Consider the following 26,310-nt stretch of genomic DNA (forward strand, 5'->3'; position numbering starts at 1 on the left):
TTTCCGTGTTCTCTGTGTTTTCCGCGCTCACCACGCTCACAGCGCTCGTAGCGCTCGTAGCGCTCACAGCGTTCGCAGCGTCTTCATCGTCGATTCCGGAGTAATCCACATGAGCCGACAAACGTCTCCCGTCATCCACGCCGTCGCCCCCGCCAGCCTGGAGAGCTGGTTCGGCCATTTCGTCGACCTCGGCCCCCGGGACCGGGCCGTCTTCACCGGCGAGGACCACCACGTCGACGTGGCCCCGCTGCTGGAGGCGATCGGCCGGGCGCCGCGGGCGACGGTGGTCTTCCACTCCAGCCACACGACGCTCGGCCGCGACCAGCTGATGGCCTTCCGGCTCCGCGAGCTCGGCCACCAGGCCGAGTGCCAGTCGCGGCTGTGCGCCTCGCTGGGCAGCGACAAGATCCTGATGAAGGAGTTCTTCGACCGCTACCGCCTGGTCTCGCCGCCGTGGGCGCGAGCCGGCGAGCCGCTGCCCGAGGCCGGTCCCGACACCCCTGTGGTCATCAAGGACCGGCACGGCACGCAGAGCGTCGGCACCCGGCTGGCCCGCGCGGGCGAGTGCGACCTGGCCCCCAACGAGCTGAGCGAGCTGTACGTCGACGGGATCGAGTACTCGGTGCTGATCTACCGCGACGAGCACGGCACGGCGACGTTCCCGCCGGTCTGGAAGGGGGAGACCTCACCGGAACTGGTCCCGCCGTGGCAGCGGCTGCGGCTGTGCCCCGGCCCGGCGCTCGGCGGCACCTGGGAGCGCAAGCTGCGGGCCGTCGGCAAGCGGCTGGCCGACCTGGCCGAGGCGCACGGTTACCTGGAGGTGGAGTTCCTGCTGACCCGCAGCGGCGAGGTGCACCTGCTGGAGATCAACCCCCGGGTGTCGGGCACCATGCGGCTGGCCGCGATGGCGACCCAGCTGCCGATCTTCTCCCTGCACGCCCGGCCCGAGCTGCGCGACCATCTCCACGCCGCCCGCTTCAGCGGCGAGGTCCCCTACAGCGGCGCCCCGATCACCGACGCCGACGGCGAGGTGTTCGCCACCTCCCGGCTCACCGTCGCCGGGGAGAGCCCCGACGAGGTCCGCGCCAAGCTGCGCGAGCTGGGCACGGAGCCCCGGGCGCTGCCCCGCGCCTCCTGACCCCGTCCCCCGCCTCCCTCTCTCACCCCGCCTCCCGGCCCGGTGTCCTCAGGCGGACCGGGGCACCGCCCCCGCCCGCTCGGGCTCCCCGGAGAGCCCGTCCCGCGCCTCCCCGTCGCGCCGCGCGTCCCACCGGTCCAGCAACCCCAGCAGGGGCGCGGTCGCGGCCGTGGAGACCAGCGCGACGATCACCAGCATCGTGAACAGCGCCTGGGTGATGATGCCCAGGCCGAGGCCGATGCTCAGGATCACCAGCTCGGTCACCCCCCGGCAGTTCATCAGCACCCCGAGCCGCGCGGCCTCCCGCCCCGGCACGCCCATCGGCCTGGCGATGACCAGCACGCCGCCGACCTTGCCCGCCACCGCGACGACGAGGATCAGCAGGCACCAGCTCCACATGGTCAGGTCCTGGCCGATCAGCCCGATCTGGGTGTTGAGCCCGACGAAGGCGAAGAAGGGCGGCAGCAGGAAGGAGGTGGTGAAGTCCTGGGTGCGCTCGCGGACCCGCCGCAGCCGCACGTCGCCGTCGCGCGGGAACAGGGCGCCGAACAGGAACGCGCCGAAGATCAGGTGGATGCCGATCAGCTCGGTCGCCAGCCCGGAGACGAGCAGGCCCACGATGACGACGGGCAGCGTCGCCTCCTGGGAGAGGCCCCGGCGCAGCAGCCGGGTCAGCAGCGGCCGTACCACCCCGACCATGACGGCGGCGAAGGCGACGGTCAGGCCGAGGGTGCGCAGCGCCTCGGCCGGCGAGGAGCCCTTGGCCATGGTGACCGCCACGGCCAGCAGCAGCCACGCGGTCACGTCGGCGATGGCGGCGCAGGTGACGGTGAGCGCCCCGGTCGGGGTGTGGAAGAGCCCGCGTTCCAGCAGGATCCTGGCCAGTACTGGAAACGCGGTGACGCTGAGCGCGGCACCGATGAACAGCGCGAAGACCGGGAACTCGACGGGCGCGGTCGCCAGCGGCGTGTAGATCAGCAGGGCCAGCGCGACCCCCAGCGCGAACGGGATCGCCACGCTCGCCTGCCCGCAGAGCACCGCGATCCTGCCCCGCCCGCGCAGCAGGTCGCCGCGCAGCTCCAGCCCGACCAGGAACATGAAGAAGGCCAGCCCGAACTGCGCCAGCAGGTTCAGGTACGGCATGACCGCGCCGGGGAACAGCGCCCGGTAGGCCTCGGGCCACACGGCGCCGAGCAGCGAGGGGCCGAGCACGATGCCCGCGGCCATCTCCCCGATCACCCGGGGCTGGCCCAGCCTGCGCAGGACGGCCCCGCCGAGATGGGCCAGCGCGACGACCACGGTGATCGACAGCAGCAGCAGGGGCGTGGCCGGCACCTCCTCCTGCCGTCCCGGCTCCACCGAGGGCACCGGGACGGGGCCGGTGGCCGTCCCCGGGTCGAGCGCCAGCATCAGCAGCGCGAGCACGGAGGGCAGCACGACCGCGAGACCGTACGCGACCAGGGAGCGACGCAGCGTGCGCGTATTCGCGGACCGAAACCTTGGATACGTCATGGATAAATTCCGTTTCCGGGAGGTTGAACTCCGAACCGGCGCATATATCACAGAGCAGAAAAAATTGCATACCTGACTGGAGACTCAGCTGGTCAACGGCTTGATTCCGTTATTCCGTTGTACATCAGGCAGACCATTCGAAAATTACTCATGATCGAAAGTGCGCTTTCCAGAAGTGCGGGTAAGGGATCATCCTGACTCACTCCAAGTGCACAGAAATCCGGAGGAACAGTCGCATGCAGGTGCTCTCCCCCCACCGAGAGGCGAATCGCCAAGCCCCGCCATCCTGTGATGAGAAGCCCCCCGTCCCGGCCCCGCGCCGCACCCCTTCCAGGGGCTCCAAGCTGGCCCTGGACGCGTCCGCCAAGCCCCGGCGAACCGGGCTCCAGCTCCCGTCGAGCCTCCCCTTCGACACCTGGCGGCGGATCGGCCACCAGATCTCCCTCATCGCCGACTCCTCCGCCTGGTGGCTCGGCGACTGGCTGGTCTACGGCGAAACCGAATACACCGACCGTTACAAGAGAGCGGTCGAGGAGAGCTCCCTCGATATCCAGACCCTGCGCAATTACGCCTGGGTCGCGCGGCGATTCCCGGTATCCCGCCGGCGGGATAAGCTCAGCCTTCAGCACCACGCCGAAGTGGCCGCGCTCCCCGAGCACGAGCAGGTGCTCTGGCTCGACCGCGCCGAGCGCTTCAGCTGGTCCAGAAACCGGCTCCGCAGCCAGATCAAGGCGCACCGCACCGCCGCCCTGTCCGCCTCGGGACAGGACGCGGCCCAGGAGAAGGCCGTCATCCACATCGACGTACCGGTCGACCAGGAGCAGTCGTGGCGTGACGCGGCCCGCCGGATGAACCGCAGCGTGGAGGAGTGGGCGCGGCTCGTCCTCAACCAGGTCGCCACCGGCCAGGTCCCCGCGCGCGGGATCCACGACGCCAAGGCCGGGTGAGGAACGGAGGACAGGTGGGCGCCGTCCACACGCTGTTCGAGAAGAAGGCGTCCGAGGCGCCGGACAGGACGGCCCTGGTCTCCGGGGCCGTCCTGTTCACATATGGGGACCTCGACGCCCGTGCCAACGGCCTCGCCCGGTCGCTCCTGCGACGCGGCGTCGGCCCCGAGACCCTGGTCCCCCTGCGGCTGGACCGCTCCCCCGACCTGCTCGTCGCGCTGCTCGCCGTCTGCAAGGCGGGCGGGGCGGCGGTGCTGCTCGACCCCGGCTGGCCCGAGGACCGCGTCGCCGCGGTCCTCGACGGCGCTCCCGTGGTGATCGACGGCCCCATCGACGCCCTCGACGCCGCCCCCTCCGCTGAGGGGCCCGGCGTCCCCGTGTACGAGGACCAGCTCGCGTACGCGGTGCACACCTCCGGGTCGACGGGGCGGCCCAAGCTCGTCGGGGTGACCCACCGGGCGATCGCCCACCGGGTCGCCACCCACGCCGAGGCGTACCGCATCACCCCCGGCGACCGCTCCAGCTGGCTGGCTCCCCCGGCCTCGTCGGTCTCGGTGGTGGAGCTGTGGCCCTACCTCTGCTCCGGCGCGAGCGTGCACGTCGCCGACGCGGCGACCGCGGGCTCGCCGCCGGAGCTGCGCGACTGGATGGTCGCCTCCGGGATCACCCGCGCGTACGTGAACATGCCGCTCGCCGAGCTGCTGTACGGCCTGCCGTGGCCCGGGGAGACGGCGCTGCGGCTCATGACGGTCGGCAGCGACGCGGTGCGCGTGTGGCCCTCGCCCGGCCTGCCGTTCGAGGTCGCGGTGGAGTACGGCTCCGCCGAGGCCAACGGCGTGACGAGCTGCCTGGTCCCTCTGGAGGACCGCTGCACCTCGGTCACGGCCGACGAGACCGCCAGGCGCGCCCGTCCCCCGATCGGGCGCGCCTGGCCCGGCGTCGGCGTCCCCGTCCTGACCTCCGGTCTGGAGCCGGTCGCGGCGGGCGAGGTCGGCGAGCTGTTCGTGTCCGGGCCCGAGCTGGCCCGGGGCTACCTGGGCGAACCGGCCCGCACCGCCGAACGCTTCCTGCCCGACCCCTCGGGCGGGGGCGGCCGCGTCTACCGGACCGGCGACCTCGTACGGGAGCGGCCGGACGGGCGGCTGGAGCACCACGGCCGCGTCGACCAGCAGGTCAAGATCCGCGGTCACCGGGTGGAGCCGGCGGAGGTGGAGGCCGTGCTGCTCGGCCACCCGGCGGTGCGCGAGTGCGTGGTGACGGGCGTGCCGGGCCCCGGCGGCGACCTGAGGCTGTGCGCCTACGTCGTCTACGCCGGCACCGCGACCGGCGCCGGAGACGGTGTCACGTACGAGATGGGGGAACTGCGCGCCTTCGCCGCGGCCCGGCTGCCCGGCCCGATGGTGCCGACCGCCTGGACCGCGATGGAGCGGCTGCCGCTCAACTCCAGCAACAAGGTGGACCGCCGCGCGCTGCCCGTGCCCTCGTGGGGCGCTCCCCAGGGCGACGGCGGGCACGAGGAGGGGGCCGACCCCGTGACCTCGGGAGTGCTGGAGCTGTGGGAGCAGGAGCTCGGGGCGCGCGGCGCGCTGGGCGACCACTTCATCCGCTCCGGCGGCGACTCCCTGTCGGCCACCCGACTCGTCGACCGGATCGGGAGCCGCTACGGCGTGCGGATCCGGCTGCGCGACTTCCTGCGGGCGCCGACCCCCGAGACCCTCATCCGGAACATCAGGGCGGAAGGAAGGACGACATGACCGAGAGGAAGCGGAGAAGGAGCCGCCCCACGTGGCTGCTGCGCACCCCCGACCCCGAGGCGCGGGCCAGGCTGTGGTGCCTGCCGTACCCGGGCTCCGGGGCGTCGATGTACCACGGGTGGCCGGCCGAGGTGGACGGGATCGAGCTGTGCCCCGTGCAGCTGCCCGGCAGGGAGAACCGGCTGCGCGAGCCGTTGTTCGAGAGCTACGCGGCCGTCGCCGCCGAGATGCTGGAGGGTCTGGAGCCCTACCTGGACCGGCCGTTCGGCTTCATCAGCCACTGCGGCACGGTCTTCATCGGCTACGAGGCGACGCTGCTGCTCATGGAGCGCGGCGGGCCGCTGCCCGCCCACCTGTTCGCCTCGTCGATGGTGCCGCCGCACCGGGCCTCGTGGCCGAGCATCCTCAAGCTGGACGAGGAGCAGGTGGGCGCGCTGGTGTCGGACCTCATGCGGGCGCGCGGCGCGGAGCCGCTGCCCGAGCTGGTGGACATGGCCGCGGACGTCATGCGCGCCGACGTGGCCGCCTACGGCCGCTTCGACAAGACCGACCCGGTGGAGCTGCCGTGCCCGATCACCGCGATCGGCTGGTCGGGCGACACGCAGATCCCCCCGGAGCAGATGGACGGCTGGGAGGCCTACGGCGAGGCCCGCCACACCGTGCTGGACGGCGGGCACTGGAGCTACCTCCAGGCGCCCGCCGCCCTGCTGGACGAGATCTCGCGGAGCATGTCCGCGCGCGTCCCCGGCTGAGCCGGTCGGTCTCGGATGTCCTCAGGCGTTCTTGCCGTCCTCGCGCCCGCCGGGTCCGCCGGCCTCGGCGGGCTCCGGGTCGTCCCGCAGGAGCTCGGCGTCCTCCAGCCTGCGCAGGTTCGGCACCGGCGACAGGAACAGCAGGATGATCCAGGGCAGCAGGAACGCGGCACCGGCGTAGATGGCGGGCTTGATGCCGATCAGCTCGCCCAGCACCCCGGCCAGCATCGCGGCCAGCGGCAGGATGCCGAGGTAGACCGCGCGGCTCGCGCCGATGACCCGGCCCCGCAGGTGGTTGGGGATGACGTACTGGAAGAGGGTGAGCTGGCCGATGTTGCCGGCCACCACGCCGAACACCGTGACGAACCAGATCACCGAGAACAGGGTGATCTGCAGCCACTGCGGGCCGGCCACGAACGGCGTGAAGCACAGCACCCGGAAGGCGATCAGGGCGGTCATGATGCCGCGCCCGTAGCCGACCTTCTCGAACAGCTTGCTCGCGAAGACGGCGCCGACGACACCGCCGATGCTGCCGACGGCGTAGATGAAGCCGATCCAGGTGCCCGACATGCCGAGTTCCCTGGCCGCGTACAGGATGAACAGGGTCAGGATCATCATCGACCCGAAGTTCGCCCCGGCGGAGTTGAGGATCAGCGGCCGGGCGTAGTCGTTGCGGTAGGTGACCTTCAGGCCGTGCTTGATGTCGTGGAGCATCGCCGCGACCGCACCCCGGCCCTGGGCGCTCTGGCGCTCGACGGGCGGCTCGACGTGGCGGATGCGCGACAGGGCGAAGGCGGAGACGAGGAAGGAGATCGCGTCTCCCAGCATCACGTACGCCGGCCGGAACAGGTCGATGAGCACGCCTCCGGCGCTGGAGCCCGCGATGGCGCCCACCGACTCGGTCGCCGCCATCCGGCTGTTGCCGGCGACGAGCTGCTCCTCGCTCAGCAGGGTCGGCATGTAGGCGGCGTAGGCGATCTCGAAGACCACCGAGAGGCCGCCGACCACCACCGCGACCACGTAGAGCACCCACATGTCCATGAAACCGACGAAGGCCGCGATGGGGATGAGTGCCACGACCGCGGCACGCCCGAGGTCGGCGCCGACCATCAGCGGCCTGCGGCGGTAGCGGTCGATGAGCACCCCGGCGATCAGCGTCAGCAGGAGCGCGGCGATCGTGCGCATGGTGTTGAGCAGGCCGACCTCCAGGGAGCTGGCCTGCAGCATGAGGATCGCGGTCAGCGGGAGCGCCAGGGTGGTCAGCTCGGAGCCGAGGACCGAGATCGACTGGCCGGTCCAGAGCCGGTTGAAGTCGGGGTTTCGCCAGAGAGAGGGCGGCTTTTCCTCCGGCGCCCTGACTTCCGCTCTCTGAGTGTCCATAAGATCATTCCGTCCTTGTCGGGTTTCACCTCTGGTTGACTGGAATAAGGTTTTTGTTAAGGGTGACGATATGCGAAATCATACGAGAGGCACACTGGAAAAAAATCAGCGAGTACGCCAGATGACACTCCCCGACGGTCATGTGGTATTCCAGCTCAATCCCGCCGAGACCAGCCTGCAGTATCGCAGTATCGTGGGCGACAGAAGCTACTTCAGACATGATGTGCGCCTTGAACCGGGAATGACGGTCTTCGACGTGGGGGCCAACATCGGAATCGCCGCCCTGGCGTTTCATTGGGAATGTCCGGGCACGCGAATTCTCGCCTTCGAGCCCGCCAGGCCGCTTTACGACGCGCTGTGCGCGAACCTGTCCGCCCACGGCCTGAACGCCAAGGCGTTCGACTGCGCGCTCTCCCGTACCCCGGGGACGGCGGTTCTCACCGTCTACCCGGAGACCACCGCGATGTCGGGGATGTACACCGACGTCGACCACGACGCCGAGGTGACGAGGACTTTCCTGGCCAACAGCGGTTTCGCCCCCGAGGACGTGACCGACATGGCCGAGGGCAGGCACGTCACGGAGAAGCAGGAGTGCCAGGTGCGGACGATCTCCGAGGTGATGGCCACCGAGGGCGTGGACCGCATAGGACTGCTGAAAATCAACGTCGAGAAAGCCGAATGCGATGTGCTGGACGGAATCGCTCCCGGCGACTGGGAGGCGGTCGACCAAATCGTCATGCAGGTCCACGACATCGACGGCAGGCTCGCGTCCGTGCGCGACGACCTCACCGGTCGTGGATTCCAGGTCGACATCGGCCAGGACCCCCTGCTGAAGGACACGGACATCTTCGACGTGTACGCACGGAGGAATTCCCCATGACAGTGGACACGACCGTGAATCTCAACGAGCTGGATCTCGCGGATCCGGACATCTACACGGCCCCCGACTCCGGCCTGGGCGTCCTGCATTACCTGCAGGAGCATCAGCCGATGTTCTGGAACAAGAGGTCCGACGGGCCGAGCTTCTGGGCTTTCACCAAATACGCGGACGGCGTCGCCGTCTATCTCGACAAGACGAATTTCACCTCCGAGCGGGGCATGCAGGTCGGGCAGACCGAGTCCGCCGCCAGGGCCGCCGCGGGCAAGATGCTCATCGTCACCGACGGCCGCCACAGCCGGCTGCGCGACGTGATGAACCCCGCGCTCACCCCCCGGGTGGTACGCCGCCTGGAGGGCGCGATGCGCGAGACGGTCGGCGGGATGCTGGAGGAGAACGCCCGGAAGGACTCGTTCGACTTCGTCGACACGGTGGCGGGCAGGCTCCCGCTCTCGGTCATCTGCGAGCTGCTGGGCGTGCCCCGCGCCGACTGGGACCTGATGATCCAGTGGACGCGCACCGCGTTCGGCTCCGCCAGCTCCGACGACGTCATCTCCGACGCCGAGAAGGCCGAGGCGAACGCCAACATCTTCGCCTACTACGCCGACCTGCTGGCCGAGCGGCGCGACGACCTGGGCGACGACGTGATCAGCGTGCTGATCCGCGGCCGGATCGACGGGACGCCCCTCACCGACGAGGAGATCCTGCTCAACATCAACGGCCTCATCACCGGCGGCAACGAGACGACCCGGCACGCCTCGGCGGGGGCCGTCATCGCCCTGGTGGAGAACCCCGACGAGTGGCGGCGGCTGCGCGAGGACCCCTCGCTCATCCCGACCGCCGTGGAGGAGGTGCTGCGCTGGACCGCCCCCAGCCTCAACGTCATGCGCACCGCGCTGCGCGACACGAGGATCGGGGACCAGACCATCCGGGCCGGTGAGCGGGTCAGCGTGTGGCACCCGGCCGTCAACCGCGACGAGGACGCCTTCCCCGACGCGCGCCGCTTCGACGTCGGGCGCACCCCCAACCGGCATCTCACGTTCGGCCTCGGCAAGCACCTGTGCATCGGCGCGGCGCTGGCCAGGTTCGAGCTGCGCGTGCTGCTGGAGGAGCTGACCGGCCGGGTGGCCCGCATGGAGCTCACCGGGCCGGTCAAGCGGCTGCGCTCGAACCTCATGTGGGGCGTCGACCGCGTCCCCGTCCACCTCGAACTCGACCACGCCGGGCACTGATTGGAGCACCCCATGCCGGACAGTAATACTCCGCTGTCGCCGATACAGGAGAGCGGGTGGAGGTCCTACCGGGCGAGAACCTCCGGTGACCACACCGACCAGGTCACGCTCGCGGCGCGGCTGCGCGGCCCCCTGGACGAGAAGGCCCTGACCGCCGCGCTGGAACACGTGCTGGAGGCGCGCGAGGACCTGCGGCCGGCGCCGCCCGGCGGCCCTGGAGCCGAGGGTGGCGGGCCCCGGCCCGTCACCGTCCCCTCGCCGGTGGAGCTGAGCAGGCACGACGCGGGCCGCCGCGAGGAGGCGCTGGCACGGCTCGTCTCCGAGCAGGCCAACCGGGGTCTCGACCTCGACGCCGGCCCTCCGGTCCGGGTCGCCCTGGCGCGGATGGCCGACGACGACCACGCGCTCATCGTGACGGCGCACCGGATCGTGGCCGACGAGCGCGTCCTGGCGGGCCTCGCGGAGGAGATCTCCCGGGCGTACGAGGACGCGACGGGCGCCACCTCGGCCACCTCCCCGAACGGCTCCCCGAACGGCCGCCACTCCCCCGCGACCTCCAACGGCCACGCTCGCGACGGCCGGGCCCACGACGACCACGCCTCCGACGGCCGGGTCCACGCCCCCAACGGCCACGCCACCGGCGGGGGCACCGGCGACACCGACGACACCGACGATCTCGCCTACTGGCGTGACCGGCTCGACGGCACGCCCCCCGCCCTGGACCTGCCCGCCGACCGGGGCCGTCCCGCCGTACCCGGCTTCACGGGTGCCCGGGTGACCTTCACCGTGCCGCCGGAGACGACCGCGCGGGTCGAGGCCGTCGCGCGCGAGGCCGGGACCGCCGCCCGGCAGGTGCGGGCGGTGGCGCTGTCCCGCTGGTCGGGCCGGGACGAGACCGCGAGGGAGCCCGGCGTCGACACCGGGGCCGTCACGCTGGCCGCGTGGGCGGTCGCGCTGTGCCGCTGGTCGGACCAGGACGAGGTCGTGGTCGGCGTGCCCGTGCCGGCCGGGGGGCGCGCTCCGGCGTTCCCGATCCGGATCGGCTGCGAGGGCGACCCCTCCTTCGCCGACGTCGTCGCCCAGGTGCGCGACGCGCTGGACGGGGCGGCCGCCCACGGCTCCTACCCGGCGCACCGGCTGGCCGAGGCACTGGAGCTGGACGCCTCCAGCGGCGTGCAGCCGCTCTACCAGGCGGAGTTCGACCAGACGGTCCCGGCCTGGAGCGCGCTGCGGCTGCCGGGCGTGCGGACCTCGGAGCTGGCCGCCGGCCGCTTCCCGCTCGCCTCCGACCTGGCTCTGGTCCTGGTGCCGGGCTCGCTCGACGGGGAGATGCGCTACGGGCTCGACCTGTTCGACGAGCCGGGCGCTCGGACCAGGGCCGAGCAGTACGTCACCCTGCTGTCCGAGGCCGTAGGCGACCCCTCGCGGCCCATCTCCTCCCTGTCCCTGCTGGACGCCGAGCAGCTGCGGCTGGTGGTCGAGGAGTGGAACCGCACCGAGACCCCCTTCGACGAGGAGGCCGGTGTCGGCGCCCTGTTCGAGGCGCGTGCCGCCGCCGCCCCGGACGCGCTCGCGGTGCTGGCCGGCGAACGGCGGCTGACCTACCGGGAGCTGGACGAGCGCGCCAACCGGGTGGCCCACCGGCTGATCCGCGAGGGGGTGCGGCCCGGCCACGTCGTCGGCTCGATGACCGGCCGCTCGGCCGAGGCGCTCGTCGCCTTCATCGGCATCGTCAAGTCCGGCGGGGTCTACCTGCCGCTGGATCCGGCGCTGCCGCCCGACCGGCTGGGTTACGTCCTCGACGACAGCGGGGCCCGCCTCGTCCTCACCGGGGCCGAGCACACCGGCCGGGTGCGCGACGACCGGGTGCGCACGATCGAGCTGGACGCCGAGTGGCGCACGATCGAGGCGGAGGAGCCGGGCACGAGCCCCGGCGTGACGCCCGCGCCCGACGCCCCCGCGTACCTCATCTACACCTCGGGCTCGACCGGGCGCCCCAAGGGCGTGGAGGTGCCGCACCGCGGTGTCGGCAACCTCGCCGCCACCCTGTCGCGGGAGTTCTGCCTGGCGCCCGACGACCGGGTGGCGCTGTTCGCCTCGCTCAGCTTCGACGCGTCGATCTGGGAGATCACGATGGCGCTGCTGAACGGGTCGGCGCTGTGCGTGCTGGACCCGTCGGCCATGACCCCGCAGGAGACGGCGAAGGCCATCCGCGACCAGGGGGTGACCGCGGCCACGTTCCCGCCGACGTTCCTCAGCACGCTCAGGGGCGACGAGCTGGACACGGTCAGGCTCATGGTCGTCGCGGGCGAGCAGTGCCCGACCGGGCTGGTGCGGACCTGGGGCCCCGGCCGCGTGTTCGTCAACGCCTACGGGCCGACGGAGACGACCGTGTGCGCCACGATGGGCGCCTGCGATCCCGCCGCCGCGTACGCGCCGCCGATCGGCCGGCCGCTGGCCAACTTCAGGACCTACGTGATGGACCGCTGGCTCAACCCGCTGCCCGCGGGCGTGCCCGGCGAGCTGTACGTCGGCGGCACCGGCCTGGCCCACGGCTACCGGGGCAAGCCCGCCCTGACCGCGCAGTCGTTCATGCCCGACCCGTACGGCCCTCCCGGCGCGCGGCTGTACCGGACCGGCGACCTGGTCCGCTACCTGCCGGACGGCCGGCTGCAGTACGTGGGCCGGGTGGACCACCAGGTGAAGATCCGCGGTTTCCGGGTGGAGCCCGCCGAGATCGAGGCCGCGATCACCCGCTACCCGGGGGTGCGCGAGGCGGCGGTCGTGGTGCGCGACGACCGGCTCGTCGCCTACGTCGTGCTGGACGACGCCTCCAGGATCATCGCCGACCGCAGCGGCCTCACCGGCGAGCTGCACCGCTTCCTGCAGGGCTCGCTGCCCGCGTACATGCTGCCCTCCTCGTACGTGACGCTGGACGCGCTGCCGCTGACCTCCTCGGGCAAGGTGGACCGCCAGGCGCTGCCCGAGCCCGGCCTGGAGGGCGGCGGTGACGGCGGCGACGGCGACTTCGACGCGCCGCAGACCCCGACGGAGCAGACGATCGCCGGGATCTGGGCAGAGGTGCTGAAGCTCAAGCGGATCGCCCGCGAGGACGACTTCCTGGAGATCGGCGGGCACTCCCTGGTGGCCGCGCAGGTGATCACCCAGGTGCGGGAGAGGTTCTCGGTGAACGTGCCGATCCGGGTGCTGTTCGAGAACCCGGTGCTCGCCGACTTCGCCGAGGCGGTGGACGCCGCCCTCGCCAAGGCCGAGGCCAAGGCGGGAGCGAAGGTATGAGCCCCGGGCACCCCTGAGCGCCTGCTCAGGGGTGGCGGGCATCCCGCCGGGCGGGATGCCGCGCATGACGAGGGCCCGTGAGGATGATCCTCACGGGCCCTCGTCATGCGCCCCGGCGTGCCCCCGGTGTGTCCCGTGGGCGGGCGGCTCAGCGCCGGCCGGGCAGCGCGGCGGCCTCGGACTCCGGCCGCCAGGTGGGGAGGTACTCCCGCAGCCGCAGCACCATGCCCTGGCAGTAGGAGGCGTTGTGCTCCAGGCTGCGCTCCGGCATGAACGGCAGCTTGCGCCCGCGCGGGTGGTCGAGCTCCAGGCGGGTGAGGCTCTCCTGGCCGGCCTCCAGGCCGGTCACGTCGAGGTCGATGAGCAGGGCGGCCAGGTCGGCGGGCATGTCCACGACCGAGGTCGTCCTCCCGCGCGCCCCCGGGCGCGACTCGACGCGCAGCTCGGTGAAGTCGTAGCGGGGCGGCGTCGGCTTGGCCAGGTAGATGTAGGGCCTGGCCAGCAGGTCGAGCTCGAACGCGGCCCGCGCCTCGGCGTCCTCCCACCAGGACTGGCCGCGGGCGAAGTCGACGAGCAGCCCGTCGAACTCCTCGCGGTGCGAATGCAGGACGATGTGCGCGACCATCCCGAAATTGTGGAAGTCGTAGTTCCAGAGTTTCTCCACCGAATCGCGGAAGAAAGCCGCGACCTCGGTGTCGGTGCGGCTCTCGAAATACGTCGCCGCATCGGTGAAGAAGTCCTCGAACCTCCTGGTTCCCGACCTGTCCAGGTAATTGGCGAGGTAATACAGGCCGCGCAGGTTGTAGAGCGAGTGGACCGCGTAGTAGAACCATGTGCCGCGCTCGCACTCCTCGCGGCTGACCCAGTTGGTGCCGACCACTACATCGGCCTCGGTGACATCACTGGGAACGCGTTCGACCTGCACTCCGAGAAGGTCGCGCTTGGCGTGGATCGAGGTGTTGTGAAGAAGCAGCTGCGGATAGACGATCAAAGTGTCCGCGCGCAGCCGGCACAATTCCGCGACCCCTTCCTTGTACGAGTCCAGGGTTTCTCCGGGAAGCGGCCAGATCAGCTCGATGTAGGAACTGATGCGCTTCTCCCTGAGCGTCCTCTGCAGCTCGGTGTAGGTCGCGGGCTTGATGTTGGAGCGGTCGACCAGCTCCAGGGTCCTGGAGCTCATCGACTGCAGGGAGATGGGCTGGCTGGTCAGCAGGCCGCCCCGCACCAGGATCTCGGTGATCTCGGCCATCCGGTCGGGCTTGTTCTTGGCCGCGGCCATCGAGACCATCACCGGGTAGCCGTTCTCCTCGCTGCACTCCACCAGGTGGCGGGTGAGCTCCACGTCGCGCGGGGCCATGCCCCAGTTGGCGTCGGCGATGAAGATCGACACGAAGTTGTTCTTGCTGATCCAGGTGATGTCGTCGCGGACCCGCTGGTCCTCGAACTTGTGCACCTTGTCGTTGGTCGCCGCGCCCCAGAAGCAGAAACCGCAGCTGAACGGGCATCCGCGGTTGGTCTCCAGGATGGCGGTGGTGTACTTGCCCTCCTCGAAGACGCCGGAGGTGAAGGGCGAGGGCACCTCCATGAGGTCGCGCACCCGCTCGGCGGCCTCGGTGGTGACGAGCTCTCCCGAGCGCCAGAAGCTGACCCCGTGGACGTTTGCGAAGTCGGGTTCGTCGCCGAGGATCTGGCGCAGGTACTGCACCATGGTCTTCTCGCCCTCGCCGTTGCAGACGACGACGTTCTCCCGCTCGGGGGCGACGTACTCGTGGGCGTGCAGCATGACCTGCGGGCCGCCGAGGATGAACTGGGCCTCCGGGAGCCCCTCGTGCAGCGCGTCCAGCACGGCGCGCGCGAACCCGATGTTCCAGATGTAACAACTGATGGCGTAAACGTCGCTGCGTTTGCCGAGGAGTTCTTCGATCACTTCCTCCCGGTCGGCGGACACGGGGGCGGAGTAGATCTCGAACTCGCATCGCGGTCCCACTTCCGGATCGTGCTGCGCGTAGGCCTGCATGTAACCGGAGGCGAGGGGCAGGATGGCCTCGAATGCAGACAGCTCGACGAATGTGACTTTGGTGTTCATGACGCTCGTCCCTGCGTAGTCCGAGTAATTACTGAAGCCGATCGGATGGAATCCGCTCATGCTTTCACAGGGGGACGGGACGAACAACGCGCGCCATTTGCGGTCGCCACTCGCGTGTTACGGTTCTGGAAACCTCGATAACCACGGACTCGATAACCACGGAGGAGAAACCGCATGCCGACTCCCACCTACGAGACCGGCCTCGGGACGCTCTCGCTCGACGACCGGATCGCCGAGCATCTCGAAAAGAACTTTCAGGACCCCTGGGAAATCCGCAAATTGTCGCACGATTTCCGCAGGAACGGCTACGTCAAGCTGCGGGACGTGGTCTCGGGAGAGGTCAAGAACCTCGTCTCGGACGAGGTGAACCGGCTGCTCGACCTGCACGCGCGCCGGATCGACATCAACCTCAAGGAGACCAGCAACTCCCCGAGGAAGATGAGCACGGTCAGCCAGCAGTCCATCGCCCAGGACAGCTCCCTGATCCCGGAGCTCTACGAATCCACCGCCCTCAAGGGCTTCCTCGGACAGCTGGCCAACGAGCCGGTCGTCAACTGCCCCTGGGACGAGGAGAAGTACGTCATCATCCGCCAGGAGAAGCAGGGCGACACCCACGGCTGGCACTGGGGCGACTTCAGCTTCACCCTCATCTGGATCATGGAGGCGCCGAGCAGCGAGTACGGCGGCATGCTCCAGTGCGTCCCCCACACCAACTGGGTGAAGGAGGACCCCCGGGTCCACGACCACCTCATCAAGCAGCAGATCAGCACCTACGCCCACGAGACCGGCGACATCTACTTCCTGCGCTCCGACACGACGCTGCACCGCACGGTCCCGCTCTCCGAGGACCGGACCCGCATCATCCTCAACACCTGCTGGGGCAGCGAGTCCGACGCGAAGAAGGAGCAGTCGCACGAGACCATGGAGGCCATGTTCAGCTGAGTCCGGCCCCGGCGGTTCCGGAACACCTGGGAGATCCGGAGCGGCACGGGGAACGCGAGGCACGCGGCACAACAGGGAGTTCAGGGAACACGGGAACACGAATACGACGAGACGGCCCGGTCGGACGACCGGGCCGTCTCGTCGTTCCCGCCCCTCCTCCCGTGCAGGATGCGGGAGGAGGGGCGGGTGTCCCACGGCGTACGGACGGACGTCCTACGGCGTGCGGACCAGGGTGAAGTCGTCCACGTCGAAGTCCGCGCCGGTGAACACCAGGTAGAGCCTGGCGCTGCCGGAGGGGACCCCGGTGAGCGGGGTGGAGACGTCGGTATAGGACTCCCAGCCGCTGGTCGCCGGCACGGTGACGCTGCCGAGCAGCGGGCCGGTGGGCGAGCCGGTGCGGATCTGGAAGCCGCCGCTCGGGGTGGGCGAGGCGACCCTGGCCCGGAAAGAGGTGACGCCGCTCAGGTTGACCCCGTCGTAGGCGGCCCAGTCGCCGGGGTTGACGTAGCCGAGCACGGTGCCGCCGTGCGCGGGGGCGTGCGGGTAGGTCTGCACGCCGTTCGCCTCCGACCAGCTCTCCGCCTGGAGGGTCGTGTCACCCCCGGTCGCGCCGAGCTCCTTGATCCTGATGTTGCGGAAGGACACGTCGTCCCCGGCGCCGTGGTTCTGGATGCCCACGTACCCCTGCTGGAGCGAGCGGGCGGGGTCGGTGTTGGTGAAGTCGTTGATCTTCACGCCGTTGAGGAGGATCTGCAGCCTCTCCCCCTCGACCAGCAGCTCGTAGGTGTTCCACTGCCCCGGCGGGTTGAGCGCGGCGTCCCTGGCCGCCACGTCGGCGGACTTGAAGCCGTAGACCGAGCCGGTGGTCTTGTCGGCGGTGTCGGTGGCGTCGATCTGGATCTCGTAGCCGTTGGCGACCGCCGAGTTGGGGTCGGTGGAGGCGGGGAAGCCGATGAAGACGCCGGAGTTGTCGTCCCCGGCCATCCTCCAGTCCAGCTTCAGCGAGTAGGAGCGGTACTCCTTCGCCTTGTACCAGAACAGGCCCATGCCGCCCTGGGAGGTCAGCGTGGCGTCGGCGTTGGCGAAGCTCCCGGGCCCGGCCTGCTCCCAGCCGGTGACCGAACCGTCGTAGATCGGCGTGTATCCGCTCTCCGCGCGGCAGTCGGCCTTGGACCTGCCGGTGGCGTAGTTGATGCCGCCCAGCAGGTGCTGGCGGAACGCGGGCTCGGCGAAGGCGGCGGCCGTGTGCCCGCCGCCGGTGTAGAAGGAGCGTCCCCCGTCGTAGGCCTTGCACCAGGCGATGGGGTGGTCGGCGCCCATGCCGCCGCCCGAGTAGGTGGACTCGTCCAGGGTGGCGAGCACGCGGGCCGAGGTGCGGGCGTTGGTGCGGAAGTCGTACCACTCGTCGGTACGGCTCCAGGTGGGGCCGAGGTGGGCGGTGGAGGGGTGGGCCCGGTCCTGCACCTTGACGGTGGCCTGCTGGACGGCGGGGTGGGAGGCGAACCAGGCGCCGACCAGGTTGCCGTACCAGGGCCAGTCGTACTCGGTGTCGGAGGCCGCGTGGATGCCGGCGTAGCCGCCGCCCGCCCTGATGTAGGCCTCGAAGGCGGCCTGCTGGCCGGCGTCGAGCACGTCGCCGGTGGTGTTGAGGAAGACGACCGCCTTGTACCTGGCCAGGTTGGCCGTGGTGAAGGCCGCCGGGTCCTCGGTGGCGGCGACGGTGAAGCCCAGGTCCCTGATGGCCTGGATGCCCGCGGGGATCGAGTCGTGCCTGAAGCCCGCGGTGCGGGAGAAGACGAGGACGTCCCCGGTCCCCGTCCCGGGGTCGGGGTTCTCCCCGCCGCCGCCCGTCCCGCCGGGCAGCGTCCAGTTCTGCGAGGCGGCGCCGCTACAGGTCCTGATGACGAGCTGCGCGGCGTTGGCGCCGTCGAGGCACTTGCCGAGCGCCCGCAGGGTGGAGCCGTTCACCGTCCAGTTCTGCGCGCCGGTGCCGTTGCAGGTGTAGAGCTGCACCCGGGTGCCGTCGGTGGCGACGCCGCCCGCGACGTCCATGCACTTGCCGAGCGCCCGCAGGGTGGCGCCCTCCCTGGCCCAGTTCTGCGCGGCGGTGTTGTTGCAGTCGTACAGCTGCACGTTGGTGCCGTCGGTGCTCAGGCCGCCCGCGACGTCGACGCACCTGCCGGCGGGGTTGGTGATCCTTCCGGTGACCGGTCCGGTGGTGCCCCCTCCGGTGAGGGTGAAGTCGTCCAGGTCGAACAGCGCGCCCGCGGGGCCGGTGAAGACCAGGGTGAGGTCGGTCGGCCCGGCCGGTGCTCCGGCCAGCGGGGCGGAGACGTCCACGAAGGTCTCCCAGCCGCCGGTCGGCGCCACGGCCACCGTGCCGAGCAGGGTGCCGGTCGCCGAGCCCGCGCGGACCTGGATGGAGCCGCCGACCCCCGCCGAGGAGACCCGCGCGTCGATCTTCGTGGTCCCGGCCAGCTCGTACCCCTTGAAGGTGATCGAGTCGCCGTTGTGGACGTCGCCCACGGTCCTGCCGCCGTGCGCGGCCGTCTTGGTGATGAGCGAGACGCCGGACATGGTCGCGTAGTGCTCGGCCTGGCGCTTCCTGGGCTGCAGGATGTGCTGGGTGTGGGTGGTGAGGCCGCCCAGGTCGGTGTACTCGGCGTCGAAGACCGCGAAGATGTTGGCCGCGTCGTCGTGCTCGCCGTCGACCGGGATGGCCAGGTCGCCCGAGCAGCCGTTCTTGGAGGTGATCTGGTGGCCGTGGCTGTCGTGGCCCAGCACGTAGGTCATCTTGACCTTCGAGCAGTCGACGGTGCCGTCCTCGGGGTCGGTCACCTTGACGGTGAACGGCACGGTGTCGCCCCACTGGAACAGCTGGCCCTGGCGCGGCCTCTCGATGGTGACCGCAGGCGCGGTGTTGCCGACCGTGATGGGCACGCTCGCGGTGCCGGTGGCGCCGTCGGGGTCACGCACGGTGAGCGTGGCGGTGTGGTTGCCGTTGGTCGTGTACGTCTTGACGGGGTTGGCGGCGGTGGAGGTGGTCCCGTCGCCGAAGTTCCACGCGTAGGTGATGGCCTGCCCGTCGGGGTCGGCGGAGCCGGCCGAGGAGAAGGTGACGGTGAGCGGGCTCCTGCCCGAGGTCTTGTCGGCCTTGGCCGCGGCGACGGGCGCGCGGTTCACGCCCTTGATGTACTCGAAGCGGTAGAGCGCGGAGTTGGCGTCGCCGCCGAAGTAGCCGGAGCCGTAGTCGAGCACGTAGAGCGCGCCGTCGGGGCCGAAGGCGAGGTCCATGACCTGGGTTCCGGTCCACGGGAAGTTCGCGATGGCGCCGCGTGAGCCGTCGGTGCCCACCTCGATCGCCTTGACCCACCTGCGGCCGAACTCACCGGCGAAGAAGTGGCCGTTGAGCTCCTGGGGGAACTTGACGGCCGAGTTCAGCGCGGCGTCGTAGCGGTAGACGGGGCCGCCCATGGGCGACTCGGAGCCGCCGCCGAACTCGGTCGGGGTGCCGGCGTCGCCGCCGTACCTGATCCAGGCGGGCTTGGCGGGCGGCAGCTTCGCCAGGCCGGTGTTGCGGAAGGAGTTGTTGGTCGCGCCGCCCGCGGCGCAGTCGTACTTCGCCGCCGCCGGGCCCGAGGGGAAGGTGTACTCGCCGTAGGTCTCGGCCAGGGTGTTGGTCCCGGTGCAGTACGGCCAGCCGTAGTTGCCCGGCCCGGTCACCCGGTTGAACTCGACCTGGCCGCTGGGCCCGCGCGCGGCGTCGCCGCTGCCCGCGTCGGGGCCGTAGTCGCCGACGTAGACGACGCCGGTGGCCTTGTCGACGCTCATCCGGAACGGGTTGCGAAAGCCCATCGCGTAGATCTCGGGACGGGTGCCCGCCGTGCCGGGCGCGAACAGGTTGCCCGAGGGGACGGTGTAGGCGCCGGTGGCCGGGTTCACCTTGACGCGCAGGATCTTGCCGCGCAGGTCGTTGGTGTTGCCGGAGGTGCGCTGGGCGTCGTAGACGGGGTTGCGGTTGGTCCGCTCGTCGATGGGTGAGTACCCGGCCGAGTCGAAGGGGTTGGTGTCGTCGCCGGTGGACAGGTAGAGGTTGCCCGCCGCGTCGAAGTCCATGTCGCCGCCGACGTGGCAGCACATGCCACGGTCGGCCGCCACCTCGAGCACCGTGCGCTCGCTCGCGGTGTCGAGCGTCCAGTCGGCGTTGACGGTGAAGCGCGAGAGCCGGTTGACGCCCTGCCACGCCGACCAGTCGGTGCCGGTGGCCGGGGCGTCACCGGTGGGGGTGTTCAGCTTCGGCGCGTAGTACAGGTAGATCGTCCTGTTCGTGGCGAACCCGGGGTCGGCGGCGACGCCCTGCAGGCCCTCCTCGTCGTGGGTGTAGACGGGCAGCGTGCCGACGACGGTCGTCGTCCCGGTCGCGCTGGTACGGCGCAGGTTGCCGTCGCGCGCGGTGTGCAGCACCGACCGGTCGGGCAGTACGGCCATGGTCATGGGCTCGCCCATCTCGGCGGCGCCCTTGGCCAGTTCCACCCGCTGGTAGTCGGCCGGGTCGATCGCGGCGACCGCCTGCGCGGGCACGGGCGCGGTGAGCACGGTCGCTCCGGTGAAGGCCAGGAGCATCGCGCAGAACTGCGCGATCCTCCGGCGGGGGTGGGTCGATCTCCGCCTGGGGGGCATGGCGGGGTTTCCCTTCGGTCGCTGACACACGTCCCGGCACGGAACGGGACGTATGTCGTATATGTTTCGCGACGCTAGATCGGACTTATGCCGACTGTCAATGAAAGTCCCGCCGCTAAATGCATAACTAACCAGACGAAAAGCCCACAAATGTCACACTAAGCATAAAATCGACTTAGAGGTCGAGCGGGCCCGCTGCCTGATCGGCATCGGTGTCGCGGCGCCCTTCCGGTTCGCCTTCGCCGGTTCGGTGGTGTTCGTGCGAGTACGTTCCCCGTCTCTGCGAGGATCGCTCCGGACCTGTTCACCGAGGATCGAAAACGTCGTTCCCTCTCCCGGAAGCCGGCCGCGCCGCAGCCGAACTCGTCGGCGAGCCGGCGCGGCACGAGGCGGCCATCGGCTCCGAGGGCATCGTCGTCGGACTGGCTCGACAGCTCGGTCGAAGGCTCACGGACCTCCCCGAAGGCCGGCCTCACATGCGCTCGGCGCCGCTCCTGATGGCCTCGCGGATGCGGAAGTAGGTCCCGCAGCGGCAGATGTTGCGCAGCTCGTCGAGGTCGGCGTCGGTGATCTCGCGGCCCTCGGCGGCGACGCGGCGGACCAGCGCCACGGCGGCCATGATCTGGCCGGGCTGGCAGTAGCCGCACTGGGCGACGTCGTGGTCGAGCCACGCCTGCTGCATGGGGTGCAGGTCCTGGCCGGAGGTCGCCGCGAGCCCCTCGATGGTGGTGACCTCGTCGGTCGGCCGGAGGTCCTCGACGGGGATCGCGCAGGGGTTGACGGCCCTGCCGTTGATGTGGCTGGTGCAGGCCTTGCAGACGTTGATGCCGCAGCCGTACTTGGGGCCGGTGACGCCGAGGATGTCGCGCAGCACCCACAGCAGGCGCACGTCACCGGGGACGTCGACGGTGACCTGCTCGCCGTTGACGCGGAAGGTGTACTCGGGCACTCAGCTCTCCTCGGGAAGACCGGAAAGACCGGAAAGACCGTCGGTCGGGGATTGCGGGATGGGGGGAACGGTCGGCTTGGGGGTGAAGGAGAGCGTCCCGTGGTTGATCGGGAAGGTGGTGGGCATCGTGCCGGTCGCCCTGCCGTACGCGCAGGCGACCGCCGCCATCGAGGCGGCCACCCCCAGCTCGCCGGCGCCGCCCGGCTGGTCGGAGGTGCCGGGCATGACGATGATCTCCAGCTCCAGGGGGGTGTTCCACTGCCGGGTGTAGAAGTAGTTGTCCCAGCTCGCCTCCAGGAAGTGGCCGTCGCGCAGGTGCAGGCTCGAGGTGAGCGCCAGCGCGATGCCGTCCATGATCCCGCCCATCATCTGCGCCTCCAGGCCGCGCGGGTTGACGGCGAGGCCGACGTCCACGGCGAACACCACCTTGGTGACGCGGGGCCCGGTGACGCCGTCGCGGACGGGGCGGTTCACGGTCTCCGGGCGGCAGTCGATCTCCACCAGGGCGGCGCTGACGGACTTGTACTCGCCGTGGAAGGCGATGCCCTGCGCGCACCCCGCGGGCATCGGGCGGCCCCAGGCGCCTGCCTCGGCCACCTTGGCCAGCACGGCCCGCGAGCGCTCGTCGCGCAGGACCCGGTGGCGGAACCGGTAGGGGTCCTGGCCCGTGCGGGAGGCGAGCTGGTCGGTGATGAGCTCCCTGGCGCAGGTGACGTCGGGCGAGTAGACGTTGCGCATGCTGCCGGTGTTGAAGCTCCTGTCGGTCTCGTTGAGCAGCTGGCCGTGCAGGCCGAAGTCGTACGGCATGGACGTGCTGAGGTGGAAGAACGTCTGGGAGAAGCCGATGTCGCCCACGGGCAGCCGGGCGGCCAGGGCGGTGATGATCTCGCCGAGCCCGTGGCCGAGGTCGGTGGCGACGCTGGTGTGCCGCTGCTGGTAGCTCAGCACGGTGCTGCCCAGGTAGGAGGCGCGCACCCGCGAGGTGGCCATCGGGTGGGTGCGGCCCTGGCGGGAGTCGTCGGCGCGGTGCCACATGAGCCTGACGGGCTTGCCGACCTTCTGGGAGACCTCGGCGGCCTCCAGCGCGGCGTCGAAGAACAGCTTGCGCCCGAAGGATCCGCCGCCCTCGGTGACGTGCACGGTGACCTTGCCCACAGGCAGGCCGAGCCTGGCGGCGATGGACTGCTGGGCGACGATCGGCGACTTCAGCGACGACCAGATCTCGGCGCGGCCGGGCCGTACGTCGGCGATCGCACAGTTGGGTTCGAGCGCGCTGTTGCCGCGGAAGTGGAAGGTGAACGCGGCCTCCACGACCGGGGTCGGCGGCCTGAGCCCGAGCGGGAGCTCCGCGGCCCGCAGGGCCTGGAGCACGCTCTCGTCGGACTTGCCCTCCGCGGTGCCGGGCCGCCAGGAGACCCGCAGTGCGCGGACGGCGTCGACGCACTGGCCGAACGTCTCGGCGCGCACCGCCACCCCCGTGGAGATCACCACCACGTCGGTGACGCCCGGCATGGCACGGACCTCGGCGAGGTTGGCCACCGGGCCGACCTTGCCGTTGACGGTGGGCGGGCGGCACACCATCGTCGGCTTGGCGTCCGGGACGTCGAGGTCCATCGTGAACCTCTTGCGCCCGGTCACCGCGTCCAGCGCGTCGATCCGGTTGTGCGGCCTGCCGATGACGGTGAAGTCCCGGCGCGGCGTGAGCTCCACCGACACCTGGCGGGTCCGCGCCGAGGCGGCCTTCGCGGCGAGGTCGCCGATGTCGATGCCCGAGATCCGGCCGTCCTTGAGTGTCAGGTCCCCGGCCGGGACGCCGAGCTCGGTGGCGGCGGCCGCCAGCAGGCGGAGCCGGGCGACGGCGGCGGCGACCCGGATCGGGGTGTAGGTCGCGAACGTCGTGTTCGATCCGCCGGTGAGCTGGTTGAACACCAGCTCGGGCCGGGCGTCGGCCAGCGTGACGCGGATCCGGTCGAGGGGCAGGGACAGCTCCTCGGCGATCAGCATGGCCGTCGAGGTGGTGATGCCCTGCCCCACCTCGGCCCGCGGCAGGGCGAACGAGACGGTGCCGTCCGGGTTGACCTCGACCCTGATCAGGCCGGAGGTCGGCAGCGCCGCCGCGGTCATCAGGTCGTTGAGGTCGAGCAGCTGCCCGGCCCCGGCGCTCGGCTGTCCGGCCTCCGCGGCCGGCGCCGGTCCGAGTTCGGCGGCGGCCACCAGGGTCGGGGCCGCCATCACGTACCCCAGGAACCGCCGCCGTCCGATGCCCGCCATCAGCCGGGACGATTGGTCGTCGGAATCTCGATCTTGGTCTCCTTGCCCTTGGTGAGATAGAACATGATGTATCTGCGCGCGGCCTCGTCGATGAGCCAGGCGGTCTCGGGCACCAGCGGGAGCGGGACGAGACCCTCGCGGAATCTCACCAGGGTCGGCCAGGCGGTGGAGACCAGCGGGCCCCACACCGGCTCGCGCCCGATGTCGTCCCAGTCGGCCACCTGGTCGCCGACCAGGTAGCGGGCGAACGCGTTGACCAGGGGCCTGCTCACGCCGGCGGGGCTGGTCTGCTCGGCCAGCTGGCCCAGCAAGATGTCGGTGAGAATCACGCCCTCGGGGGTCGGCCCCATGTTGCGCGGCAGGATCTGGTCCGACTGGGCGTCGGCCGCGTCCCAGGTGGCGGGGATGTACTCGTCGTCGATGCCGAGCATGTGCGCGGTCACCTGCCACACGTGCAGGTAGGCCTCGGCGTCGGCGGCCGGGATCCGGACCCTCCACTCGCGCATCCTGCGCATGGCGTACGTCGGCAGGGTGTGCCAGGTGACCAGCATGTCCTCTTGACTGATCGGGACGCCGCCACTCCAGTGCGGAGACTGCTGCAGCAGGTGCCGCACGGCGGCGTGTACCAGCCGGGTCTTCACCGCCTCGACGATACACGCGCCGTCGGGCCGGTAGGCGTTCAAGGCTCCGACGGCGAATCCCAGGATGCTGGTCTTGGCGACGCGGTCCTCCATGTCCGCGCCGCCCTTGGAGTAGTAGACGGCGCGGGCCTCCTTGGGGATCGCGGTGCTCAGCATGCCGCCGCCCAGGCCGTTGAGCAGGTTGAGGTAGATGCCCCTGGACTTGTTGAACCGGGCCGCCGTCTCCAGCTTCCCGCGGTCGGCCCAGGAGGGCAGCTGACGGGCCTGTTCCATGAAGTCGCGCAGGTCCGCGGGGAGCCCGGCCGGCAAGGGCTGGTCGTTTCTCGTCCAGTCCCACAGGAGCCGGTTGACCTCGGGTACGGCCCCGCGGTCGATCAGCGAGGCGACCAGCGGGTCGGCCTCCTCGTCCCACACCCACCTCGGGTCGGCGCCGGCGCCGTAACCGGCGACCGAGCCCCTCGGCGCCCAGGTCCAGGGCGTGGCGTGCGCCGGGGAGGACATTCCGAGCGCTCCCAGGGCCCCGAGCGTCCCGCCCGAGATCAACATCTTGCGTCTGCTCAACTCCGCCATGCGCGGAACCCCTCTCAGGACGGGCGGTTGGTGTCGGGGATCTCGATGCTGATCGGCCGCGCCTCGGACAGGAAGAGCAGGGCCGCCTTGCGCAGGAACTCGTCGAACAGCCAGTACGACTGCGGCGCCAGCGGGAAGGGCAGCAGTCCCTCGCGGACGGCGACGAAGGGCCTCCACGACACCCGCAGCAGCGGGTCCCAGACCGGCTCCCGGGGAATCCGCAGCCAGCCGGCGATCTGGTCGCCGAGCATGAAGCGCGTGAACGAGCCGAGGATGGGCTTGCTGAGGATGCCGGCGTCGACCGGGGTGCCCAGCTTGAGGAGGATGTCGGCCAGGGCGATGCCCTCCGGGGTCGGTGCCAGCACCGGGTCCAGCACCTGCTCGGCCTGGGCGTTGGCCTCGGCCCAGGACGCGGGGATGTACTCGTCCTTGATGCCGAGCATGTGCGCGCCCAGCTGCCACGAGTGCAGGAACGCCTCCGACTCGGCCGCGGGGATCGGCACCCTCCACTCGACCAGCTTCTGCATGACGGTCGTGGGCAGACTGTGCCAGGTGACCATCATGTCCCGCTGGCTGATCGGGATCTCCTCCTCGGCCACCTGCGACCAGTGCGGCGACCGCGGCAGCAGGTGCCGCACGGCCGCGTGGACGAGCCGGGTCTTGACGCAGGTCACGATCATCTCGCCGTCGGGCGCATAGGCGTTGCGGGTGCCGATGTCGTAGCCCAGCTTGGCGGTCTTGGAGATGCGGTCCTTCATGTCCGCGCCGCCCTGGGAGTGGTAGACCGCGCGCGCCTCCTTGGGGATGACGGTGCTCATCATGCCGCTGGCCAGGCCGTACAGCACTCCGAGGTAGAGCCCCCGCTTCTCGTTGAACCTGAACGCGGTGGCGAGCTTGCCGTGGTCGGCCCAGGCGGGCAGCCGGCGGGCCTGTTCCATGAAGTCGCGCAGGTCCGCGGGGAGGCCGGCCGGTAACGGCTGGCCGTTCTTCGTCCAGGTGCGTAACAGCTCGTTGACCCTGGGCACGTCGCCCCGGTCGAGCAGTGAGGCGACCAGCGGGTCGGCCTCCTCGTCCCAGACCCATCGCGGGTCGGTGCCGAGGCCGGTGCCCGCCACCGAACCCTTGGCCGACCACGTCCAGGCGGGGGTGGCGACGCTCAGCGCGCCGAAGGCGCCCAGCGCCCCTCCCGCCATGAGCACCTTGCGCCTGCTGGGGTTGTCCATGCCGTCCTCCCTCTGCTGATACAATGAAACATGTGGCGCATCCCCGTATCACCACGATG

Annotated in this window: 16 protein-coding genes; 8 read left to right on the forward strand and 8 right to left on the reverse strand. The window is 70.7% G+C overall.

Annotation, left to right across the window (positions count from 1 at the left end):
• The first annotated feature begins 109 nt into the window (after window positions 1-109).
• Window positions 110-1,138, forward strand: coding sequence for an ATP-binding protein (locus AC5L38_RS32360; RefSeq protein WP_495246605.1), 1,029 nt, complete (start codon window positions 110-112; stop codon window positions 1,136-1,138).
• A 48-nt stretch (window positions 1,139-1,186) separates the two neighbouring features.
• On the opposite strand, the gene AC5L38_RS32365 is transcribed toward AC5L38_RS32360, so the two are convergent.
• Entirely contained in the window at window positions 1,187-2,650 is a 1,464-nt protein-coding gene (locus AC5L38_RS32365) for a cation:proton antiporter domain-containing protein (RefSeq protein ID WP_495246606.1), read from the reverse strand.
• A gap of 236 nt (window positions 2,651-2,886) precedes the next feature.
• Between AC5L38_RS32365 and AC5L38_RS32370 the strand changes: the two genes are divergently transcribed.
• The 3 genes from AC5L38_RS32370 to AC5L38_RS32380 are packed head-to-tail and all read left to right on the forward strand — an operon-like array spanning window position 2,887 to window position 6,103.
• Complete coding sequence (locus AC5L38_RS32370; protein WP_495246607.1) at window positions 2,887-3,597, forward strand: LmbU family transcriptional regulator; 711 nt, start codon at window positions 2,887-2,889, stop codon at window positions 3,595-3,597.
• Window positions 3,598-3,611: 14 nt separating this feature from the next.
• Window positions 3,612-5,351, forward strand: coding sequence for a non-ribosomal peptide synthetase (locus AC5L38_RS32375; protein WP_495246608.1), 1,740 nt, complete (start codon window positions 3,612-3,614; stop codon window positions 5,349-5,351).
• Entirely contained in the window at window positions 5,348-6,103 is a 756-nt protein-coding gene (locus AC5L38_RS32380) for a thioesterase II family protein (protein WP_495246609.1), read from the forward strand. The genes AC5L38_RS32375 and AC5L38_RS32380 overlap by 4 nt, the downstream gene beginning before the upstream one ends.
• Window positions 6,104-6,124: 21 nt before the next feature.
• Here AC5L38_RS32380 and AC5L38_RS32385 read toward each other — a convergent pair whose 3' ends face one another.
• A complete protein-coding gene (locus AC5L38_RS32385; RefSeq protein WP_495246610.1) occupies window positions 6,125-7,483 on the reverse strand; it encodes an MFS transporter in 1,359 nt (452 codons plus the stop codon).
• Window positions 7,484-7,604: 121 nt separating this feature from the next.
• On the opposite strand from AC5L38_RS32385, the gene AC5L38_RS32390 reads away from it, so the two are divergent.
• From AC5L38_RS32390 to AC5L38_RS32400, 3 genes are read left to right on the forward strand one after another with little or no spacing between them, the layout of a single operon-like run.
• Window positions 7,605-8,363: an FkbM family methyltransferase gene (locus tag AC5L38_RS32390; protein WP_329080186.1), complete on the forward strand. Its 759-nt coding sequence runs from the start codon at window positions 7,605-7,607 to the stop codon at window positions 8,361-8,363.
• A complete protein-coding gene (locus AC5L38_RS32395) occupies window positions 8,360-9,592 on the forward strand; it encodes a cytochrome P450 (RefSeq protein ID WP_495246611.1) in 1,233 nt (410 codons plus the stop codon). The genes AC5L38_RS32390 and AC5L38_RS32395 overlap by 4 nt, the downstream gene beginning before the upstream one ends.
• Window positions 9,593-9,604: 12 nt before the next feature.
• Window positions 9,605-12,889, forward strand: a complete 3,285-nt coding sequence (locus tag AC5L38_RS32400; protein ID WP_495246612.1) for a non-ribosomal peptide synthetase — start codon at window positions 9,605-9,607, stop codon at window positions 12,887-12,889.
• Window positions 12,890-13,037: 148 nt separating this feature from the next.
• Here the strand turns inward: AC5L38_RS32400 and AC5L38_RS32405 are convergent, their stop codons facing one another.
• Complete coding sequence (locus AC5L38_RS32405) at window positions 13,038-14,975, reverse strand: B12-binding domain-containing radical SAM protein (protein ID WP_495246613.1); 1,938 nt, start codon at window positions 14,973-14,975, stop codon at window positions 13,038-13,040.
• A 174-nt stretch (window positions 14,976-15,149) separates the two neighbouring features.
• Here AC5L38_RS32405 and AC5L38_RS32410 point away from each other — a divergent pair, with 174 nt between their 5' ends.
• Window positions 15,150-15,917, forward strand: coding sequence for a HalD/BesD family halogenase (locus tag AC5L38_RS32410; protein WP_495246614.1), 768 nt, complete (start codon window positions 15,150-15,152; stop codon window positions 15,915-15,917).
• Between the two features lie 213 nt (window positions 15,918-16,130).
• On the opposite strand, the gene AC5L38_RS32415 is transcribed toward AC5L38_RS32410, so the two are convergent.
• The 5 genes from AC5L38_RS32415 to AC5L38_RS32435 all read right to left on the reverse strand — a co-directional run bounded on the left by AC5L38_RS32415 (window position 16,131) and on the right by AC5L38_RS32435 (window position 26,251).
• Window positions 16,131-20,597 (reverse strand): ThuA domain-containing protein, encoded by a 4,467-nt coding sequence (locus AC5L38_RS32415; protein WP_495246615.1) that lies wholly within the window; start codon window positions 20,595-20,597, stop codon window positions 16,131-16,133.
• Between the two features lie 472 nt (window positions 20,598-21,069).
• On the reverse strand, window positions 21,070-21,546 hold the full coding sequence (locus AC5L38_RS32420; RefSeq protein ID WP_495246616.1) for a (2Fe-2S)-binding protein: 477 nt from the start codon (window positions 21,544-21,546) through the stop codon (window positions 21,070-21,072).
• A complete protein-coding gene (locus tag AC5L38_RS32425) occupies window positions 21,547-23,817 on the reverse strand; it encodes a molybdopterin cofactor-binding domain-containing protein (protein WP_495246617.1) in 2,271 nt (756 codons plus the stop codon).
• The gene (locus tag AC5L38_RS32430; protein WP_495246618.1) at window positions 23,817-25,028 is read right to left on the reverse strand and encodes an oxygenase MpaB family protein; all 1,212 of its coding nucleotides are present in this window, start codon (window positions 25,026-25,028) and stop codon (window positions 23,817-23,819) included. The genes AC5L38_RS32425 and AC5L38_RS32430 overlap by 1 nt, the downstream gene beginning before the upstream one ends.
• Before the next feature lie 14 nt (window positions 25,029-25,042).
• Window positions 25,043-26,251, reverse strand: coding sequence for an oxygenase MpaB family protein (locus AC5L38_RS32435; RefSeq protein WP_495246619.1), 1,209 nt, complete (start codon window positions 26,249-26,251; stop codon window positions 25,043-25,045).
• Window positions 26,252-26,310 lie beyond the last annotated feature (59 nt).

This window comes from Streptosporangium nanhuense (assembly GCF_059358815.1).

What these genes read in the sequence shown, in the direction of transcription:
- AC5L38_RS32360 (WP_495246605.1), top strand. Translation starts at nt 110, where the DNA reads ATGAGCCGACAAACGTCTCCCGTCATCCACGCCGTCGCCCCCGCCAGC.
- AC5L38_RS32365 (WP_495246606.1), bottom strand. Translation starts at nt 2,650, where the DNA reads ATGACGTATCCAAGGTTTCGGTCCGCGAATACGCGCACGCTGCGTCGC.
- AC5L38_RS32370 (WP_495246607.1), top strand. Translation starts at nt 2,887, where the DNA reads ATGCAGGTGCTCTCCCCCCACCGAGAGGCGAATCGCCAAGCCCCGCCA.
- AC5L38_RS32380 (WP_495246609.1), top strand. Translation starts at nt 5,348, where the DNA reads ATGACCGAGAGGAAGCGGAGAAGGAGCCGCCCCACGTGGCTGCTGCGC.
- AC5L38_RS32385 (WP_495246610.1), bottom strand. Translation starts at nt 7,483, where the DNA reads ATGGACACTCAGAGAGCGGAAGTCAGGGCGCCGGAGGAAAAGCCGCCC.
- AC5L38_RS32390 (WP_329080186.1), top strand. Translation starts at nt 7,605, where the DNA reads ATGACACTCCCCGACGGTCATGTGGTATTCCAGCTCAATCCCGCCGAG.
- AC5L38_RS32395 (WP_495246611.1), top strand. Translation starts at nt 8,360, where the DNA reads ATGACAGTGGACACGACCGTGAATCTCAACGAGCTGGATCTCGCGGAT.
- AC5L38_RS32400 (WP_495246612.1), top strand. Translation starts at nt 9,605, where the DNA reads ATGCCGGACAGTAATACTCCGCTGTCGCCGATACAGGAGAGCGGGTGG.
- AC5L38_RS32405 (WP_495246613.1), bottom strand. Translation starts at nt 14,975, where the DNA reads ATGAACACCAAAGTCACATTCGTCGAGCTGTCTGCATTCGAGGCCATC.
- AC5L38_RS32410 (WP_495246614.1), top strand. Translation starts at nt 15,150, where the DNA reads ATGCCGACTCCCACCTACGAGACCGGCCTCGGGACGCTCTCGCTCGAC.
- AC5L38_RS32415 (WP_495246615.1), bottom strand. Translation starts at nt 20,597, where the DNA reads ATGCCCCCCAGGCGGAGATCGACCCACCCCCGCCGGAGGATCGCGCAG.
- AC5L38_RS32425 (WP_495246617.1), bottom strand. Translation starts at nt 23,817, where the DNA reads ATGGCGGGCATCGGACGGCGGCGGTTCCTGGGGTACGTGATGGCGGCC.
- AC5L38_RS32430 (WP_495246618.1), bottom strand. Translation starts at nt 25,028, where the DNA reads ATGGCGGAGTTGAGCAGACGCAAGATGTTGATCTCGGGCGGGACGCTC.
- AC5L38_RS32435 (WP_495246619.1), bottom strand. Translation starts at nt 26,251, where the DNA reads ATGGACAACCCCAGCAGGCGCAAGGTGCTCATGGCGGGAGGGGCGCTG.